This window comes from Chryseobacterium sp. A301 (genome assembly GCF_054489425.1).
This window is the reverse complement of sequence record NZ_JBTMWY010000002.1, coordinates 299,785-317,321: the sequence shown is the minus strand read 5'-3', so window position 1 is coordinate 317,321 and position 17,537 is coordinate 299,785. Positions and strand designations below refer to the sequence as shown.

Annotated in this window: 18 protein-coding genes; 5 read left to right on the top strand and 13 right to left on the bottom strand. The window is 41.9% G+C overall.

Annotated features, from left to right (window positions below):
• Positions 1–17 precede the first annotated feature (17 nt).
• The 6 genes from dapB to ACX3PU_RS04740 form a co-directional block, all read right to left on the bottom strand.
• The gene (gene dapB, locus ACX3PU_RS04765) at positions 18–719 is read right to left on the bottom strand and encodes a 4-hydroxy-tetrahydrodipicolinate reductase (RefSeq protein WP_459083772.1); all 702 of its coding nucleotides are present in this window, start codon (positions 717–719) and stop codon (positions 18–20) included.
• Between the two features lie 5 nt (positions 720–724).
• On the bottom strand, positions 725–1,342 hold the full coding sequence (locus tag ACX3PU_RS04760) for a DUF5683 domain-containing protein (RefSeq protein ID WP_459083771.1): 618 nt from the start codon (positions 1,340–1,342) through the stop codon (positions 725–727).
• Positions 1,342–2,229 carry a ParB/RepB/Spo0J family partition protein gene (locus tag ACX3PU_RS04755; RefSeq protein ID WP_459083770.1) on the bottom strand — a complete coding sequence of 296 codons (888 nt, stop codon included), beginning with the start codon at positions 2,227–2,229 and terminating at the stop codon, positions 1,342–1,344. The genes ACX3PU_RS04760 and ACX3PU_RS04755 overlap by 1 nt, the downstream gene beginning before the upstream one ends.
• Positions 2,219–3,016, bottom strand: coding sequence for a ParA family protein (locus ACX3PU_RS04750; protein ID WP_459083769.1), 798 nt, complete (start codon positions 3,014–3,016; stop codon positions 2,219–2,221). The genes ACX3PU_RS04755 and ACX3PU_RS04750 overlap by 11 nt, the downstream gene beginning before the upstream one ends.
• 170 nt (positions 3,017–3,186) lie before the next feature.
• On the bottom strand, positions 3,187–4,032 hold the full coding sequence (locus tag ACX3PU_RS04745) for an energy transducer TonB (RefSeq protein WP_459083768.1): 846 nt from the start codon (positions 4,030–4,032) through the stop codon (positions 3,187–3,189).
• Positions 4,033–4,286: 254 nt separating this feature from the next.
• Entirely contained in the window at positions 4,287–5,573 is a 1,287-nt protein-coding gene (locus ACX3PU_RS04740; RefSeq protein ID WP_459083767.1) for an adenylosuccinate synthase, read from the bottom strand.
• A 289-nt stretch (positions 5,574–5,862) separates the two neighbouring features.
• On the opposite strand from ACX3PU_RS04740, the gene hpt reads away from it, so the two are divergent.
• The 5 genes from hpt (at position 5,863) to ACX3PU_RS04715 (ending at position 10,042) form a co-directional block, all read left to right on the top strand.
• Entirely contained in the window at positions 5,863–6,417 is a 555-nt protein-coding gene (gene hpt / locus ACX3PU_RS04735; RefSeq protein ID WP_459083766.1) for a hypoxanthine phosphoribosyltransferase, read from the top strand.
• 24 nt (positions 6,418–6,441) lie between these two features.
• Entirely contained in the window at positions 6,442–7,032 is a 591-nt protein-coding gene (locus ACX3PU_RS04730) for an adenylate kinase (protein ID WP_459083765.1), read from the top strand.
• Between the two features lie 54 nt (positions 7,033–7,086).
• On the top strand, positions 7,087–8,070 hold the full coding sequence (gene obgE / locus ACX3PU_RS04725; protein ID WP_459083764.1) for a GTPase ObgE: 984 nt from the start codon (positions 7,087–7,089) through the stop codon (positions 8,068–8,070).
• A 133-nt stretch (positions 8,071–8,203) separates the two neighbouring features.
• Entirely contained in the window at positions 8,204–8,689 is a 486-nt protein-coding gene (locus ACX3PU_RS04720) for a DUF6438 domain-containing protein (RefSeq protein ID WP_459083763.1), read from the top strand.
• Positions 8,690–8,791: 102 nt separating this feature from the next.
• Entirely contained in the window at positions 8,792–10,042 is a 1,251-nt protein-coding gene (locus ACX3PU_RS04715; protein ID WP_459083762.1) for a DEAD/DEAH box helicase, read from the top strand.
• A gap of 68 nt (positions 10,043–10,110) precedes the next feature.
• Here ACX3PU_RS04715 and ACX3PU_RS04710 read toward each other — a convergent pair whose 3' ends face one another.
• The 7 genes from ACX3PU_RS04710 to ACX3PU_RS04680 all read right to left on the bottom strand — a co-directional run bounded on the left by ACX3PU_RS04710 (position 10,111) and on the right by ACX3PU_RS04680 (position 17,533).
• Positions 10,111–10,878 carry a TatD family hydrolase gene (locus ACX3PU_RS04710; RefSeq protein WP_459083761.1) on the bottom strand — a complete coding sequence of 256 codons (768 nt, stop codon included), beginning with the start codon at positions 10,876–10,878 and terminating at the stop codon, positions 10,111–10,113.
• 24 nt (positions 10,879–10,902) lie between these two features.
• Positions 10,903–11,865 (bottom strand): GSCFA domain-containing protein, encoded by a 963-nt coding sequence (locus ACX3PU_RS04705; RefSeq protein ID WP_459083760.1) that lies wholly within the window; start codon positions 11,863–11,865, stop codon positions 10,903–10,905.
• 8 nt (positions 11,866–11,873) lie between these two features.
• On the bottom strand, positions 11,874–12,845 hold the full coding sequence (locus ACX3PU_RS04700; protein ID WP_459083759.1) for a polyprenyl synthetase family protein: 972 nt from the start codon (positions 12,843–12,845) through the stop codon (positions 11,874–11,876).
• Positions 12,846–13,037: 192 nt separating this feature from the next.
• Entirely contained in the window at positions 13,038–14,183 is a 1,146-nt protein-coding gene (locus ACX3PU_RS04695; protein WP_459083758.1) for an inorganic phosphate transporter, read from the bottom strand.
• Between the two features lie 19 nt (positions 14,184–14,202).
• Positions 14,203–14,841: a DUF47 domain-containing protein gene (locus ACX3PU_RS04690; RefSeq protein WP_459083757.1), complete on the bottom strand. Its 639-nt coding sequence runs from the start codon at positions 14,839–14,841 to the stop codon at positions 14,203–14,205.
• A 135-nt stretch (positions 14,842–14,976) separates the two neighbouring features.
• Entirely contained in the window at positions 14,977–16,707 is a 1,731-nt protein-coding gene (locus ACX3PU_RS04685) for a DEAD/DEAH box helicase (protein WP_459083756.1), read from the bottom strand.
• Positions 16,708–16,984: 277 nt separating this feature from the next.
• Positions 16,985–17,533 carry a TlpA family protein disulfide reductase gene (locus tag ACX3PU_RS04680; RefSeq protein ID WP_459083755.1) on the bottom strand — a complete coding sequence of 183 codons (549 nt, stop codon included), beginning with the start codon at positions 17,531–17,533 and terminating at the stop codon, positions 16,985–16,987.
• Between the last annotated feature and the right edge of the window lie 4 nt (positions 17,534–17,537).

The window sequence follows — 17,537 nt, the reverse complement described above, 5'->3', positions numbered from 1 at the left end:
TTGGTATTTGTTACACTTTAAAGCGAGAGTACGTCTTTCATGGAAAAAACCCCTTTCTTATTTTGAATCCACTCCGCGGCCACTACGGCCCCTAAGGCAAAGCCTGAACGGTCAAAGGCGGTGTGCTTGATTTCAATTTCGTCCTGTTCACTTTGGTAGCGAACACTGTGGGTTCCGGGCACCTCGTCTTCTCTTAAAGCGAAAATACCTATTTCGGATCCACGGGTCTGTTCCAATTTCCAACTCTCGTACAAAGGATGGTTTTCCATGATGCCCTCTGCTAAAGAAATAGCGGTTCCACTCGGGGAGTCTTTCTTGTGGGTGTGGTGAATTTCTTCTAGCTGTACCGTATAGGAATCGACCCCTTTCATGAGTTGAGCCAATTTCTCATTTAGGGCAAAAAATAAGTTTACGCCAAGGCTAAAATTAGAGCCGTAAAGAAAAGCACTGTCATGTTCTAAGGCGATTTGTTCTGCTTTAGGCTTCTGATCAAGCCAACCCGTGGTTCCACTCACCACCGGAATGCCAAGTTCTAAAGCGGTCTTGATATTCTCAAAGGCCACTTCTGGCTGAGAAAACTCAATGACAACCTCTGCAGCATTTAGCGTTTCTTTCGTTGGGGTCTGCGTTAGCCTCGCACAAATCTCATGACCTCTTGCCGTTGCAATTTCATCAATGATCTTTCCCATTTTGCCATAGCCTACAAGTGCTATTTTCATCTTTTCTAAAAATTATAATTAAAACTAAGTCCCGCTTTTGCATTGTTAAGCCCGAAAGGATCGTAAATCACAGTCGGTTTGATCGCGAGATCCGGATCGTGTCTTTGGTCGTAGAGGTGCGCATCTACGACGGCATCCATGATATTCAAAATATACACGAGTCCTGTGATGGCCATGGAATAATCTCTCTGCCTTTTCATACGGTCTTGAGTTCTTCCTAAAGCCTCTTTTGTAATGCCTTCAATGTCCGAAAACTCATGAGGAAGTCCATTTAATTCCGCCACGTACGCATCGCGATACCGCTTGTACATATTGTCGTTGTAAATGGAAACTCCTATTCCCGTTCCTATCCCAGCCCAAACAATAGGGATCTTCCAATATTTCCGGTTGTAATACTGCCCTAGACCTGGGAGTACAGCGGAATAAAGTCCCGCTTTGGTCGGATTAAATGTAGGGCGTGGCGCCTCATTTGCCTCCTGAATTTCCTCTAATACGGCGTCTTGAGATTTTTGTTCCCGAATTGTAGCGGTGTCTTTAGAAATCAAAAGGGTATCCTGCCTTTGCACCTGCGCAGAAAAGCTGGCTCCTAAGCAAATCGCTAAAAGTAGAACTACACTCTTCATTATTTAAAATGAGCCAGAATGGTATCGAGCTCCTCTTGGTCCTTGAAATCTAAAACAATCTTCCCTTTCTTTCCATTGCCCACGGTTTTTATCTCTACTTTCACATCCAAAACATCACTAAGTCGCTTTTGCGCTTTTTTGAGTTCGTTAGAAAGCACCTTGATGGGTTTCTGCACTTTGGTAGAAGGAGATTTAAGGCTGTTTGCGAGGACTTCACTTTGTCTTACGTTTAACCCTTCTTTTACGATGGTTTCAAAAAGTTCTCTCTGCAGCTCGGGCGACTCAATGCTTAATATGGCTCTTCCGTGTCCTGCTGAAATCTCACCGCCTCGAATTGCGTTTTGTACCGCCGGGGTCAGTCTTAAAAGTCGAATGGAATTGGTAATGGTACTTCTTTCCTTTCCGACCCTTTGACTTAAATTTTCTTGGGTCATGCCAATCTCATCCAAAAGCCTTTGGTAGGTAAGGGCAATTTCAATCGAATCTAAATCCTCTCTTTGAATGTTTTCAACCAGCGCCATTTCTAAAAGCTCTTGGTCGTTGACCAGTCGAATGTAGGCGGGAATAGATTTTAACTTTGCTTTTTTGGAAGCGCGGTATCTTCTTTCTCCCGATATAATTTCGAAGCGCTCACCGTCCTTTCTTACCGTGATGGGCTGAATTACACCCAGCGCTTGAATAGACTGCGCTAAATCTTCTAATGCTTTTTCATCAAAATAAGTTCTAGGCTGCGAGGCATTGGGATAAATATCTTCAATAGGAACCTCTACAATTTGACCCAACAGAACTTCCGCTCCTTTGTCCGTAGCAGAATTAATGGAAACTTTGGACTCTGAACTTAGGATCGCCCCAAGCCCTCTGCCCATGGCACGTTTTTTATCTTTCAACTTTTTGTTTTTTTAAGGATGGACTACTGGTTTCATTTTTCAAAATCACTTCCTCAGCCAATTGGATGTATTGGATCGCTCCCTTGCTCTCTGCATCGTACATGAGGATGCTTTCTCCGAAACTTGGCGCTTCACTCAGGCGCACGTTTCTAGAAATAATCGTGTCAAAAACCATTTCTGGGAAATGAGAATTCACCTCCTCAACCACTTGGTTGGAAAGGCGAAGACGCGAATCAAACATGGTAAGTAGAAGACCTTCAATGTCCAATTCTCCGTTGTGAATCTTTTGTACATTCTTAATGGTATTAAGAAGCTTTCCAAGACCCTCTAGGGCAAAGTATTCGCATTGAATCGGAATAATCACGGAATCGGCTGCGGTTAATGCATTGACAGTGATCAGTCCTAAACTAGGCGCACAATCAATGATTACATAATCGTACCTATCTCTTACGCTCTCCAGCGCGTTTTTAAGCATGTATTCTCTATTGACTTTGTCCACAAGCTCAATTTCCGCTGCCACTAGGTCTATATGAGAAGGGATAATATCCACATTAGGAGAACTCGTTTTTTGAATGCACAGATCCACCTCGACACTATGTTCAAGTAAATTGTAGGTGGAATACTGCACCTGCTCTACCCCGAGTCCAGAGGTGGCATTGGCCTGAGGATCTGCATCTATTAATAGAATGCGTTTTTCTAGCACCCCTAGTGCGGCTGCTAAATTTACCGCCGTCGTGGTCTTTCCCACGCCCCCTTTTTGATTGGCTACCCCAATGATTTTTGCCATCTGATTTAATTTATTCTTCAAAAATACAATTTTTTTATCGTGCGCCTAATTCGTCCCCACGTGAAACAAGTCAACACCCTAACAACAAGCGAATTAAACTCTAAAAAAATTATCCACAATCCAAAATTGGACGTGGATAATTCCTTTTTCTCTCTGCTTTGGGCTTCTCTTTATTCGATACGCATTGAAATTGGAAATCGGAACGAACTACGAACCCAATTTCCGTCCACTTTCGCAGGTTTCCATTTCCCTTTGATCGAGGCCACGGTTCTTTCGGCTTCTTTGTTAAATTCAGCGCTTGGACCGCTTGCTTTAATGGAGGAAAGAGTTCCGTCCTTTTCCACGACAAAACTTACAGTCGTTTTTAACACGTCCGCTTCGTTTGTAAATCCTGAACTGTCAAAACGCTGCAGTACTTGAGAACGAAACGATTCAATTCCCGATTTGAAATCCGCCGCAATGTCCACGGAACCGTATATGGCATTCGGATCGATCTCTTGCGTGGGAGCCGTGGGAGTTGACTCCACTTTCCCTGGTCCTTGCGTAGGTCCCGCGTTTGTCCCAACGCCCACGGCTGAAGAAGGAATGCTTGGACCCGTATCAGCTCCCGTAATAACGGGAGAAGGAGTTACCGGCGTAGCCTCCTTACTCACCTCGGGTGTTCTTGTAGGAATGGGAACACTTGGAACGATTTGCTTGGGCGTCTCTAAGGGCTTTGTACTTTGCACAGGCAAAGTTTTTTGCGCCTCAGCCGGCTTTGGACTAAGCGGTTCCCTTAAAATCCAAACCGGATCCTCAGCTGGGATTTGCTCAGGGCGATTGTTCCCTAAACTAGTCGATAGGAGAATGGGAAGCAAAGTAGCCACGGCAAAAAGACTAACCCCTACAAATAGGGATTTGGCTAAAACCGAGTCCGCTTGCTGCCTTAGGAGGTAAGCTCCGTACTCCTTGTTTCGGTTTTCAAAGAGCACTTCGTCTAGTGAATGGCTCATTTTGAATTGAGTAAATTTTTTCATTGTGTTTGGATTTAAGGTTTATACTTTTAATCCCCGTTATGTAAAAAGTAATATTTTACACCCCATAGACTAATTCGTAGAAATATATTCAACAAGCTTGCCAAATTCATGAAACAAGCGCACAATAAATCCAAAATCAGTATAAAATTTCAATCTGAAGATAAATTTCACACGAAATTCTCCCAAGTACGTACAAAACAAACCGGCCCTTTCCAAGGAAAAGGCCGGTTAGAGAGGGTATTTAGTATAGAAAATTAGAAAAGTTCTTTTCTAATAATGTTCTGGCTTCTTTCGGGTCCTACAGACACCAAATACACATTAATCCCTAAATACGATTCGATGTATTCTATGTATTTTTTCGCATTCAAAGGCAGTTCCTCGTAGGTTCTCGCATGGGAGATGTCCTCGTCCCATCCTTCAAGCTCTTCGTAAATCGGTTCGTACAGATCTAATTTCGTGGTAGAAGATGTGAAATAATCATTGATTTTCCCATCCTCTGTTTTGTAATGTGTCACGATTTTAAGTGGCTTAATCCCGGACAATACATCCAGTTTGGTAATCACCAAATTGTTGATCCCATTGATCATGCAAGCATGCTTCAAGGAAACGAGGTCGAGCCATCCGGTTCTTCTTGGTCTTCCCGTAGTCGCCCCAAATTCATTTCCGACTTTTCTCATCTTCTCTCCTAGCTCATCGTGCAGCTCAGAAGGGAAAGGTCCGTTTCCTACTCGAGTCGTGTACGCCTTGGAAACTCCAATTAAATTTTCAAGTGCCGTGGGAGGTACTCCAGCTCCAGAGCAGACTCCACCAGTGGAAGGGGAAGAAGAGGTCACATACGGATAGGTACCAAAATCAATGTCTAACATTAAAGCCTGAGCGCCTTCGAAAAGCACGTTTTTCCCTGCTTTGATCGCATCGTTGAGTTCCACTTCGGTATCCACGATACGGTCTTGAAGTTTTTTCCCAAGTTCTAAAAACTCTTGGTAAATTTCTTCTATATCCATCGTCGGCTTTTCAAAATACTTTTCAAAAAGAGAATTTTTAACTCGAAGGTTTTTTTCAATTTTCTCTCTAAGCACTTCCGGGTTTAGTAGATCGACCATACGAATACCCACACGAGCAATTTTATCCTCGTAGCAAGGTCCGATTCCTTTTTTGGTCGTTCCAATTTCAGTTCCTCCGAATTCTTCCTCTCTATAGGTATCTAACATAATGTGATAAGGCATAATCACATGCGCTCTTCTACTGATGAACACATGGTCCGTACGCATTCCTTTGCTTTCAATTTGTTCGATTTCTCTTAGGAACGATTTCGGGTTCACTACCACGCCGTTGGCAATAATACATTTCCCTCTGCATTGCAAAACACCAGAAGGCAGCAAATGGAGTACAAATTTTTCCTCTCCTACATACACCGTATGACCTGCGTTATCACCGCCTTGGTAGCGCACAACATAATCCGATTTAGCGGAAAGCACGTCAGTGATTTTCCCTTTTCCTTCGTCTCCATATTGAAGACCTACAACCACATAAGTAGACATAAACTATTACTTTTTATTAGATTCGGACAAATTTACTTCTAATATAAAAGCTGTACAAACAATTGAGTTAAGATTTTACCCTCAAATTGGCCTGCTTTTTCAAATGCGCTCCTGGAAGATCCATATTCTCCCTTTCTTGGCTAAGTTTAGAGCCCAAACCTAATTTTTGAAAAATTGAGCGGTCCCATAAAAAGAGCGACAGACGAGCCCCGAGGCTACTAAAATGCAGATTTGATTCCTTTAGGGCCACTTCCTTAAAAATTCGTAAATTTGCATTTTGAAATTCACTATGAACAGAGTCCAGATTCACGACAAAGAATTCGTCCCTTATTTAAAGAACGACGAAATTCAAGAACTCATTAAAGCCCTCGCCCTTGAAGTTTATGAGGAGTACAAAGACGAAACCCCTGTGTTTATCGGGGTATTAAACGGGGTAATTATGTTCTTCGCCGATTTTTTGAAGCACTATCCAGGCCCTTGTGAAATTGCATTCCTGCAAGTAAGTTCTTATTCCGGAACCCAATCTACGGGAATCGTATACAAAAAGATGGATCTCACGAAAGAAGTCGAAGGCCGTCACATTATCCTTATGGAAGACATAGTGGATACAGGCGGAACGATTGAAAGTCTTTTTGAATATTTCAAAAATACCCAAAGACCTAAATCTTTAAAGGTGGCCACTTTGCTTTTAAAACCGGATGTCTTTAAAAAGGATTTTAAAATCGACTATGTGGCAAAAGAAATTCCAAACAAATTCGTTTTAGGGTACGGACTGGATTACGATGAACTCGGTCGTAACCTTCCCGATTTGTATCAACTTGCAGAAGGACGAATCAATCACTAATCCGCCATACAACTACTATAAGATATGATCAACATCGTACTTTTTGGCCCTCCAGGAAGTGGAAAAGGCACACAAGCACAAAATTTAATCGAAACTTTTAATCTCAAGCAGATCTCTACAGGGGATTTATTTCGATTCAACATTAAAAATAGCACTCCACTTGGAACATTAGCCAAGTCCTACATGGACAAAGGAGAGCTTGTTCCAGACCAAGTGACTATTGATATGCTCATAAGCGAGGTACAAAAACCGACCGATGCGGCTGGCTTTATTTTTGATGGATTCCCAAGAACGGCAGAACAAACCCTTGCCCTGGAAGAGATTGTTAAAACCGAATTAAATGCAAAGATTGATTTATGCCTTTCGCTTATTGTAGAAGATGAAATCCTAGTGGAACGTCTTATCAACAGAGGGAAAACGAGCGGAAGAACCGACGATAGCAATGAAGAAATCATTCGCAATCGCATCAAAGAATATTATACAAAGACCGCGGAAGTAGCGGAACTTTATAAAAAACAAGGAAAGTACGTGGAGATCAATGGCGTGGGAGAAATTCCACAAATTGCAGAAGCGCTTTACCGCGAAGTAAGAAAAATTAAAACACAGCAGGACTAAAAAAGTTTGGTTTTTCACTAAAAACCATCCTTTTCCTCAAGCTAAAAGACCTATATGTCAAATTTTGTAGATTACGTAAAAATTCACTGTAAAAGTGGTCACGGGGGTGCTGGATCCGCACACCTTAGAAGGGAAAAATACATTCCCAAAGGAGGTCCAGACGGCGGTGACGGAGGACGTGGCGGGCATGTCATCATGCGTGGCAATTCCCAAGAGTGGACCCTTTTGCCCTTACGTTATACGCGACATATTAAGGCGCAGCGAGGAGTCAATGGAGCCAAAAGCCAATTAACCGGTGCAGACGGTGAGGATATTTACATCGAGGTTCCCCTGGGAACCGTAGCCAAAAATGAAGAAGGAGAAGTTCTCGGAGAAATCATGGAGAACGGACAGGAAATCATCCTTATGAAAGGAGGAAAAGGAGGTCTTGGTAACGAGCACTTCAAGTCGTCCACCAACCAGACCCCGCGCTACGCACAGCCTGGTCTACCCGGCGAAGAAGGCCATGTTGTTTTTGAATTAAAAGTCCTAGCAGACGTAGGTCTTGTGGGATTCCCGAATGCAGGAAAATCCACTTTGCTTGCGGCCGTGTCCGCTGCAAAACCGAAGATTGCCAATTATGCCTTTACCACCCTAACGCCTAACTTAGGAATCGTAGAGTATAGAAATTACAAATCTTTTGTAATGGCAGACATTCCTGGAATTATTGAAGGGGCTGCCGAAGGAAAAGGACTTGGCCACCGATTTTTAAGACACATTGAAAGAAATTCCATTTTGCTCTTTTTAATTCCAGCCGATTCTCCCGATCATTTTGAAGAATACCAAGTTCTCAAAAATGAACTCTCTAAGTACAATCCGGAATTGCTAGAAAAAGACTTTGTCGTTTCCATCTCCAAAGCCGACTTGCTCGATGAGGAATTGAAAACAGAAATCCGAAAAGAATTCCCAGAGACAGTTCCTCTTTTGTTTTTCTCCGGAGTCAGCGAACAGGGCCTTATGGAACTTAAGGATGTCCTTTGGAAGAAGCTTCACGGCTAAAAAGGAACCTAAAACCTCCCCTATTTCTTTTAAAATCCACCCCTGTCTCTTTTTCTTTTTCAAATGGGAGAAGAAAAAGAGGCTAAGAGTGCAATTGGGTACAATTATTGAACGTGAGAAAGAAAAATAAATTATGAAACTACTTTCCTTTTTCATGGGCCTACTTCTTCTTGCAAGTTGCACGACGCAAACTAAATCTTTCCAAACCCTTCAATACGAAGCAACCGCATGCTTTGGCTTTTGTCCTATCTTTGAAATCACGATTAATCCGGACCGAAGCGCCGTGATTAAAGCGGAGCGTTTTACGTTTTCAAATCCTCAAACCAAAGATTACGACCCCAATGCGGGACCGGAAGGAACCTTTAAAACCACTCTAACAGAAGCTTCGTTTAAGGCCGTTCAGCAATCTCTAGCAAAGCTGAATTTAAATTCGTTGGAAGACCACTACGGCAATAGACAAGTAACGGATCTTCCCACAGCAAAAGTGAAAATCTGGCTTTCAGCTGAAAAAGCAGTGCAGTGGGACGACTATGGCAAAAGAGGAACACCAGAGTTAAGAGAGTTTTATCAGACCATCGAAGGTCTTAGACTCTCGGAAAACTGGGTAAAAGTAGACTAAGGAAGTCTTTCGTAGGACAAAAAAAAATAAACTACCTTTGCACCCTCAAAAATAGTCCTTTCTTTAGGAGAAAGGATTTATCTTAATTTAAAATACTACTCATTGAAATTTACCGATTTACACCTTATCGACCCCATACTTAAAGCGCTCGAAAAAAAGGGATACACCCAGCCCACTCCGATCCAAGAAAAAGCGATTCCTTCCATTTTGCAAGGGAGAGACCTTTTAGGAACGGCGCAAACGGGAACTGGGAAAACGGCCGCTTTTGCGATTCCAATTCTTCAGCTCTTAAATGAAAAGCCCTCGAAACCGGGTCAAATCAAAGCCCTTATCTTAACCCCTACGCGTGAACTCGCGATTCAGATCGAAGAAAACTTTAACGAATACGGGGCGAACTTAAGGCTTAAGAACCTCGTGATATTTGGAGGAGTGAAGCAAGGCGCTCAACAAACCGCCTTAAAAAGAGGAGTGGACATTCTTGTGGCTACACCCGGTCGTCTAATCGATCTTATTTCTCAAGGGCTTATTAGCCTAAAGCATATTGAAATCTTTGTGCTCGACGAAGCCGACCGAATGCTCGACATGGGCTTCGTGCATGACGTGAAGCGTCTTGTAAAAATGCTTCCTCAAAAAAGACAAACTCTTTTCTTTTCCGCTACGTTCCCCGAAGAAATTCAGAACTTGGCGAAAACCATGCTTAATAATCCTGTAAGAGCAGAAGTGCAAGCGGTTTCCTCTACGGCTCAGACCATTTCCCAAGCGGTTTATTTCGTGGACAAGGACAACAAACTTAACCTCCTTACTCACCTTTTGGAGGATCCAAAACTTGACCAGGTCCTTATCTTTGCCAGAACAAAGCACGGAGCAGATAAAATTGCAAAGAAACTTCATCAATCTGGCATTAGCGCTCAGGCCATTCACGGGAATAAATCTCAAAATGCACGTCAAAATGCCCTAAGCAATTTCAAAAACAAAACCACAAGAGTTTTGGTGGCTACGGACATTGCGGCAAGAGGTATTGACATTGATGAACTTAAATATGTAATCAATTTTGAACTCTCTGACGTATCGGAAACTTACGTTCACCGTATTGGTAGAACCGGTCGGGCAGGCTCTTCCGGTAGTTCCATTTCTTTTGTAGACGGACTTGACCTTCTCAACCTAAAGAACACGGAAAAACTCATAGGAATGAAAATTCCGGTAGAAAGAGACCATCCTTACCACGTGGACAATTTGGTGGCTGAAAAAAGAGACAGCAATAACAAACCTTTTACGCCAAAACCGAGGCCTCAAGCCAAAAAAGACCTTGGATATAAAAAACCTAAGAACAAGGGATTCACTAGAAATAGATAATCTTTGAGCACAAACAAAAAGACCGCAAAAAATCAGCGGTCTTTTTTTTATTTCCTTTTTGTCTACTCTTACGATTTGACAAAAAGAATTTCTGCATTTTTAGTAGTCTGCTTTTTAATTTGATCAAAATCCACTTGGTATACGTCTACTAATTTCCCTGCGACAAGAGATAAGTAGGAGGACTCATTTCGCTTTCCCCTGTAGGGAACCGGTGCTAAGTAGGGGGAATCGGTCTCAAGAACGATATGCTTAAGGGAAATCTCCCCTAAGAATTTATATATTCCTCCATTTTTAAAAGTAACCACGCCTCCAATTCCAAGCAAAAAACCAAGGTCAATTGCCTGCAGTGCCTGCTCGTAGCTACCCGTGAAGCAGTGGAAAATCCCTCTTAATTTAGGATGACGTTTTCTCTCTAACACCTCAAAGACCTCATCAAAACTTTCTCTAGCATGAATCACAATAGGGATATCGAGCTCGATTGCCCAGTCAATTTGCAGTTCAAAAGCATGAGTTTGGATTTCAAGGGTTTCCTTGTCCCAATAGAGGTCAATTCCAATTTCTCCAATCGCACAAAACGCTCTCTTCTCCAAATAGGCTCTTACCTGCTTTAATTCAGTTTCGTAGGTTTCTGGCTTTACACTGCAAGGATGAAGTCCCATCATCGCGTAAATGCTATCTGGATACCTCTTTTCTAGAGCCAACATAGACTCGTGTGTGCTCGAATCAATGGCAGGCAAATAGAATTTCTCTACGCCGACTTCTTGAGCTCTCTTTATGACCTGATCGCGATCTTGCTCAAAGGCCTCTGAATACAAATGGGTATGGGTATCTATCATCGTTTCTAAGCTAATTCCTTATTCCTAGAGATCGTCCAAAAAAATAGGATGGTTCACTTTTTCTCTTTGCGTCTGAATTTTTCGTTTTAAGGCTTCCCTAAATTCAAGGTATTTAGGATCCTGCTCCTGGGAGGGGCGATGTTGCAAAGAGCGCATTATTTTGAAGTTCTCTTCAATAAACTCCATCGTGGCCTCTGAAAAGTAAGCATTGCCAAACTTTTCAAAAATATAATTTACGGCCTGCGCACTGGGATGCAGCATGTCCTCTTTGTAAAAACGATAGTCTCGTAGTTCGTCCAACATCAGTTCATAGACAGGCAAATACGTCACTTCCTCATACTGCTCCACTATTTCGTGCATTGCACTTAGCAAAAGAGCCTTGCTTCGTTGGTTCTCTACGATGCCCTCTTTCGTATGACGCACTGGAGAAAGGGTAAAAAGGATGTGAACGCCGGAGGGGCAAATATCCATCAAATCCTCCACCGTTTGCTGCATGGCAGATTTTATTTCCTCTGAGCTTAATAGGCGTTTCTTAAAATACGTTGCCGGCAATTTATGGCAGTTGGCCACAATTTGAGGACGCGGCAAAAACTCGTGGACATAGGCGCTTCCAAAGGTCACGATAATCCACTTCGCGGACTGCAAAAACCGATTGGAAACCTCAATATCTGCATTGATTTTTTCCAAGGTTTTGTGCACAAATCCACTGTTGTATTTTGAATGGTGGTCTAAGGAGATGACTTTGTCTTGGTACTGAATTAAATCCTCGTCGGTATATACTTTGGAATCGTGCGCCGCCCTCACGGCCTTGGCAATCGAAAAGGGATTAAATAGAGTCCCAAAAGGATTGTGGCAGGTCTGAATTTGGCCTTTGTTCAAAAGACTAGAGATCTCACTTGAAAAACAAGAACCGATGGAAAACACAGGGTCTTCTACTTCTAACTTGATGCTAGATTCTGGAATCGGAACAGGCGTACGGAACTGCATGGGAAAAATTAAGATTCGCGTTTAAGTAAATAATTGGCAAGTTCAATGAAAGGCTTTTTCTTTTCCTCAGAGAGATTAATTTCCCCCAAGAATTGTTGGCCCAGTTCGTTATGCTTTTGAATCAAACGAAGCACTTTCTCGTCCACCTTTGTACGACGGAAGATTTTTAGAACTCCATGTAGTTTATCAATATTTTCTGTTTTTTTGGAATACCAGTATTCTAGTTCCTCGCGTTCTTCTGCGTTTGCATGCTCCATGGCAAGAAGGTACAAAACGGTCTTCTTATTTTCAAAGATATCGCCTGCTTGGCGTTTTCCGAACTGTTCCATATCGCCGAAGACATCGAGGTAGTCGTCCATGATTTGGAAGGCAATTCCAATATGCTTTCCAAATTGGTAAAGGTTCTCTGCCTCCTTATCACTCGCCCCTGCAATCAGAGCTCCTATTTTAAAGGATGCGGCGCTTAAAACACCGGTCTTGCTCGTAATCATTTGAAGGTAATCTTCATAGGTTACATCTGCCCTGGTTTCAAAATTCACATCCATTTGCTGACCTTCACAAAGAATGGCCGCGGTTTGTGAAAAAATCATCGTGCATTTTTTAAAAAGCTCAGGTTCTAAGTCCTCAAAAAACTGATAGGATTTAATAAGAAGAGCATCTCCCGATAGAATCCCAATGTTTATTCCATGCAGCGTATGAATCGTAGGCTTCCCTCTACGTAGAGGAGCTTCGTCCATAATATCGTCATGAATAAGAGAGAAATTATGGAAAAACTCAATGGCTAATGCAGGTTTGATTGCTTTGTCTAGCTCTCCATCAAAAAGATCATTTCCCATCAGAACCATCACTGGTCTTAGGCGTTTTCCTCCGTGCGAAATAATATAGTTGATGGGATCGTAAAGCTCCTGAGGCTCCTGCGTGAACTTGAATTTTTCAATCGCACTTGCCACGACATTCTGATATTCTTGTATAAATTCCATAGATTTCTAATAAGACACAAAAATAAGACTAATTCAGCGGGTAAAAAAACAAACCATTTGATTCCTTTTGAAAAAAATAGAAAGTTCCAACCGGATCTCAAAGGCTGTAGAATTCTAGACTTCTTCTCTTCTCTACCTACAAAAAATAGCGAGCCTTCTGGGCTCGCTATCGATATAAATTTGTGTACTTCTTTACGTGAATAAAGTAACTAAATAATACGTTACTCCTGCAATCAGAGCACTAACCGGAATGGTAATTACCCAAGCCCAAAGAAGGCTAATGGTAATGCCCCAACGTACGGCCGACACCCTTTTTGTAAGTCCCACCCCAATGATAGATCCTGTAATGGTATGGGTTGTAGATACGGGAATCCCTAAATGGTCCGTTAAGAATAGTGTAATGGCTCCTGCACTCTCCGCAGCCACTCCTTCTAGAGGAGTTACCTTGGTAATACGAGTTCCCATTGTTTTAATAATTTTCCATCCACCACTCATCGTTCCAAGCCCAATGGCTAGAAAAGATACCAGGGGAACCCAAAGGTAATGCTGAGCAAAAAAATTAAATCTTTCTGAGGAGTCCATCACGGCATATACATCGTCCCCTCCAATCATATTTACGTGGTAAAAGATGATTGCGGCTCCAATAATCCCCATGACCTTTTGCGCATCGTTTAGTCCATGTCCCACACTGAAAAGTGCAGAAGAAACCAATTGCCAGTTCTTAAACTGTTTCTCCGCCTTGTGCGGTTTTGCATTCTTGGCTAAGTTGACAATAATAAGTGTGATGATTATCGAGATAATCATCCCAATAATTGGGGCAAGGAAAATAAACAAAAAGATCGGGATCACTTTGCCGTACATAACCACGTCCTGCGTCATAAGCTGCATAATGGCCTGCCTAAAGGTTTCAAAGAAGGATAAATCCGGGCTTGTCAGTTGTACCTGCGCATAGTCCAGAGAAAAGGCATGCATTAAAGCAGCCCCTAGAAACCCTCCAATGAGCGTGTGCGAAGACGAGGAAGGAATCCCAAACCACCAGGTAAGTAAGTTCCAAAAAATCGCGGCAATTAAACCGGAAAAGATCACTTCAAGGTTAATGAAATTTTCATTCACGGTTTTGGCAATCGTATTCCCAATTTTAAATTCTCCAATGACGTACGCGGCAAGAAAGAAGGCCGCAAAGTTCCATACCGCAGCCCAAAGAACAGCCTGAAAGGGTGTTAAAACTTTGGTGGATACAATGGTGGCAATGGAATTGGCCGCATCGTGAAACCCGTTAATGAAGTCGAATATCAGAGCAAGCGCAATGATGATAATTAAAAGTACTGGAAAGTCCATGGAATTGATCTAGGGTAAATTAAGCGTATTTGATCACGATGTTCTCGATGGTATTCGCCACATCTTCCGCCTTGTCAGTAACCACTTCTAGATACTCTAAAACGTCTTTTGCTTTAATGATCGTGATAGGATCACCGTTCTCAAATAATTTAACTAATGCTTGACTAAGTACGTCGTCCGCAATGTTTTCGAAAGAATTAATCTTAATGCAAGATTCTTTTACAGCCGCCGGGTCTTTGAATCGATTCAGATTCACAATAGCGGTTTTAATTTCAATACAAGATTTGTGAATCAGAAGCGATAGCTCGCTAAATTCTTTAATCTCAGGGGTTTTGTATAAGAAGATATACTTTGCAGAAGCGTAAATGTAATCTGCAATGTCGTCGAGTCCGGAAGCGAGTAGGTTGATGTCTTCACGGTCAAAAGGAGTAATAAAATTCTCCCCTAGTTGTACGAAAATTTCATGGGTGAGATCATCCATTTGATGCTCATAATCACTCATTTTTCTTAGGAGCGTATCGTCGTTTGTATCGAACTCAAGGAGTCCCTCGTGGAATTCTTTTGACATTTGAACCAATTGATCTGCGACCTTTTCAAACAAGACAAAGAACACTTTGTCCTTTGGTTGGAATGCTTTAAATATGTTACCTATTCCCATTGTAATTGTGATTATTTTTCAGGGTGCAAATATCGGTATAAGTCAAGAGCAGATTTAAAATTTAATATTAATTTTTGTTAACATTAAAAAATAAGCCAAAAAAATACCGGAACTTACGTTCCGGCATTTCTTAATTTATCCAGCCACTTCGGCTCTCATGTCTTTTCCTTTAAACTTCATCGATCCTAAATTGCTTAGTATCTCTTGTTGGAAATCTTTGTCTACTTCAAAGAAAGAGAATTTTTCTAGGATTTCAATGTCTCCCACATCCGGTCTCTTGCGAGATTTCTGTGTCGCCTTATTGATAATATCCAGTAAGTCCATCTTTCTTAGGTTGTCCTTTTTTCCTAAATTAAAGAAAAAACGGGTCATGTTTGCATTGCTACGACGTTTTCCACCGCGACCCCCGTCTCTATCTCTACTAGGTCGATCCGAACCTCTAAAGTCGTCTCTTCTACGATCGTCTCTACCGCCTCTATCGCCTCTGTCGCGATCGTCTCTACGACGGTCTTTTCTTGAGGATGGAGCGTCTCTCTCGTCAGACAACCTTTCGCTTTTAAGATCTTTCTTATCCTGATAGAATAAAGCCAAATCTCTTAGTTGAAATTGTAAAAGTTGGTGAACAAGTTGCTCTTTGGTAAATTCAGACAAGTCTGGAATTAAAGAATCATCAAATGTGAAAAATTCTTCGTGCTCTGTGAAAAGTCTCTCAAAGACTCCTTCCACTTGAGACTTGATAATCACGTCGCTAGTCGGAACTTGCTTTTCTTGAATATCAATTTTCGTCACCGACTTGATTTGCTTCAATTTACGTGTTTCGTCTGGTTTGGTTAAAGCCATCGAAATTCCGTTTTTCCCTGCTCTTCCGGTTCTACCACTACGGTGAACAAAAACTTCAGGATCGTCCGGTAACGAAAAATGAATTACGTGCGTAAGTGAGTTCACATCAAGTCCTCTCGCCGCTACGTCTGTGGCTACAAGAATGTCAATGTTTTTCAAACGAAACTTCTTCATCACCGTATCTCTTTGGGCTTGGGAAAGGTCACCGTGCAATGCATCTGCGGCGTAGCCGTTCTGCATTAAAAAGTCAGCCACTTCCTGCGTTTCCATACGAGTACGGCAGAAAATAATTGAATATTGGTTAGGATTTGCGTCAATAAGTCTCTTAAGAGCCTCTTTCTTTTGACGGTACCCTACGACATAATATTCGTGCGTAATGTTTTTCTTAACCTCGTTGATAGATCCTACCGCAATGCGATGAGGTTGGGTCAAGTAATTTCTTGAAATACGTTCCACTTCTTTACTCATGGTGGCAGAGAAAAGGTACGTTAGCTTGGTGTCAGGGGTTTCTCTTAAGATCGTTTCTAAATCGTCTTTGAAACCCATCGAAAGCATTTCGTCTGCTTCGTCAAGCACCATCCATTGAATTTCTGAAAAATCAAGGGCTTTACGGTTAATTAAGTCAATCACTCTCCCGGGAGTTCCCACAATGATTTGCGGTTTGTCTCGAAGTGAGCGCATTTGATCCACAATACTGCTACCTCCATAAACCGCTGTGGTTTTGAGGTTTTTCATGTACTTGGAGTAATTTTTTATGTCTTTCGTAATTTGAAGACATAGTTCGCGTGTCGGGCAAAGAACCAAAAATTGGATTTTACGACTCGTATCGTCAATCATATCCAAAATCGGAAGCGAAAACGCTGCTGTTTTGCCTGTTCCCGTCTGCGCTAGAGCGATTAAATCGCGTGTATCTGATAAGATGAAAGGAATAGTCTGTTTTTGGATTTCTGTCGGGGCTTCGTAGCCCAGTTCGCCAATTGCCTTTATTAAATCAGGACTTAAATTGGACTCGGAAAATAAATTCATTCAGTAATTTAAAAATTTTTGCAAAAGTACAACAAATAATTGAATAACAGCTAATAAGTAATTTACGGAACAGAAACTCGCCGCTCTACGCCTACCTCTCTCAGTCCCTTGCAATTGCGATCTTTAGCCCCTTCCTTTCTCTAAGAGAAAACCCCTTATAGTGCACTAGAGCCCAGTTCGTAATCTTCACTTTTTTTTAAGGATTTGCTAATCCGAGCTTTTATATTGACTTTAACGCCCTGAATTTGAGTCAAAAAAGTATTGAAAATCCTTCTTTTTAATTTCCATTTGCCACAGATAATCGCTCCAAAACCTCCAAAAAGTTTGGATCTTCGGGTGAGATTGCATAGTAAAGTGCAATGTCTGAAGTTTGATCTACCACCATAAAACGAGGAACCCAGTTTAGTTCAATGTATACGTTAAATGGATTTTTCCACCCCTGGTCAAACCAGTAATGATCCCACGATTCCATATTGTATTTTGCGAGTCCTCGGTTCCACTGCTCGTAGGAGCGGTCTAAGGAAAAATAGACAAAATCCACTTGGGGATATTTTTGTTTGATTTCTTGGGTTTTGGGAAGCGCCAAAATGCAGTCTTTGCACCAACTTGCCCAAAAGTCAATTACAAGGACTTTTCCTTTGTACTTTTCAAGCACAGCCCCCACGCTGGTTTTCGTTCCGCTTTTCGCGGTCAAACTTTCAGCTAAGGCCTCTTTCGAAAAGGAGGTTTTTGGAGATTCAGGGGCTCTTTGAGCATAACCTAAGGAAAAAACAAGGACAAAACTCAAGAGTAGAATTTGTTTAGAGCACGTTTTTATTGATATCATTTCA

Excerpts from the sequence above, each read along its gene's own strand:
- ACX3PU_RS04705 (WP_459083760.1), bottom strand. The coding sequence starts at position 11,865 with ATGCAGTTCCGTACGCCTGTTCCGATTCCAGAATCTAGCATCAAGTTA.
- ACX3PU_RS04720 (WP_459083763.1), top strand. The coding sequence starts at position 8,204 with ATGAAACTACTTTCCTTTTTCATGGGCCTACTTCTTCTTGCAAGTTGC.
- ACX3PU_RS04745 (WP_459083768.1), bottom strand. The coding sequence starts at position 4,032 with ATGAAAAAATTTACTCAATTCAAAATGAGCCATTCACTAGACGAAGTG.
- ACX3PU_RS04730 (WP_459083765.1), top strand. The coding sequence starts at position 6,442 with ATGATCAACATCGTACTTTTTGGCCCTCCAGGAAGTGGAAAAGGCACA.
- dapB (WP_459083772.1), bottom strand. The coding sequence starts at position 719 with ATGAAAATAGCACTTGTAGGCTATGGCAAAATGGGAAAGATCATTGAT.
- hpt (WP_459083766.1), top strand. The coding sequence starts at position 5,863 with ATGAACAGAGTCCAGATTCACGACAAAGAATTCGTCCCTTATTTAAAG.
- ACX3PU_RS04710 (WP_459083761.1), bottom strand. The coding sequence starts at position 10,878 with ATGATAGATACCCATACCCATTTGTATTCAGAGGCCTTTGAGCAAGAT.
- obgE (WP_459083764.1), top strand. The coding sequence starts at position 7,087 with ATGTCAAATTTTGTAGATTACGTAAAAATTCACTGTAAAAGTGGTCAC.
- ACX3PU_RS04740 (WP_459083767.1), bottom strand. The coding sequence starts at position 5,573 with ATGTCTACTTATGTGGTTGTAGGTCTTCAATATGGAGACGAAGGAAAA.
- ACX3PU_RS04695 (WP_459083758.1), bottom strand. The coding sequence starts at position 14,183 with ATGGACTTTCCAGTACTTTTAATTATCATCATTGCGCTTGCTCTGATA.
- ACX3PU_RS04680 (WP_459083755.1), bottom strand. The coding sequence starts at position 17,533 with ATGATATCAATAAAAACGTGCTCTAAACAAATTCTACTCTTGAGTTTT.
- ACX3PU_RS04700 (WP_459083759.1), bottom strand. The coding sequence starts at position 12,845 with ATGGAATTTATACAAGAATATCAGAATGTCGTGGCAAGTGCGATTGAA.
- ACX3PU_RS04760 (WP_459083771.1), bottom strand. The coding sequence starts at position 1,342 with ATGAAGAGTGTAGTTCTACTTTTAGCGATTTGCTTAGGAGCCAGCTTT.
- ACX3PU_RS04690 (WP_459083757.1), bottom strand. The coding sequence starts at position 14,841 with ATGGGAATAGGTAACATATTTAAAGCATTCCAACCAAAGGACAAAGTG.
- ACX3PU_RS04750 (WP_459083769.1), bottom strand. The coding sequence starts at position 3,016 with ATGGCAAAAATCATTGGGGTAGCCAATCAAAAAGGGGGCGTGGGAAAG.
- ACX3PU_RS04685 (WP_459083756.1), bottom strand. The coding sequence starts at position 16,707 with ATGAATTTATTTTCCGAGTCCAATTTAAGTCCTGATTTAATAAAGGCA.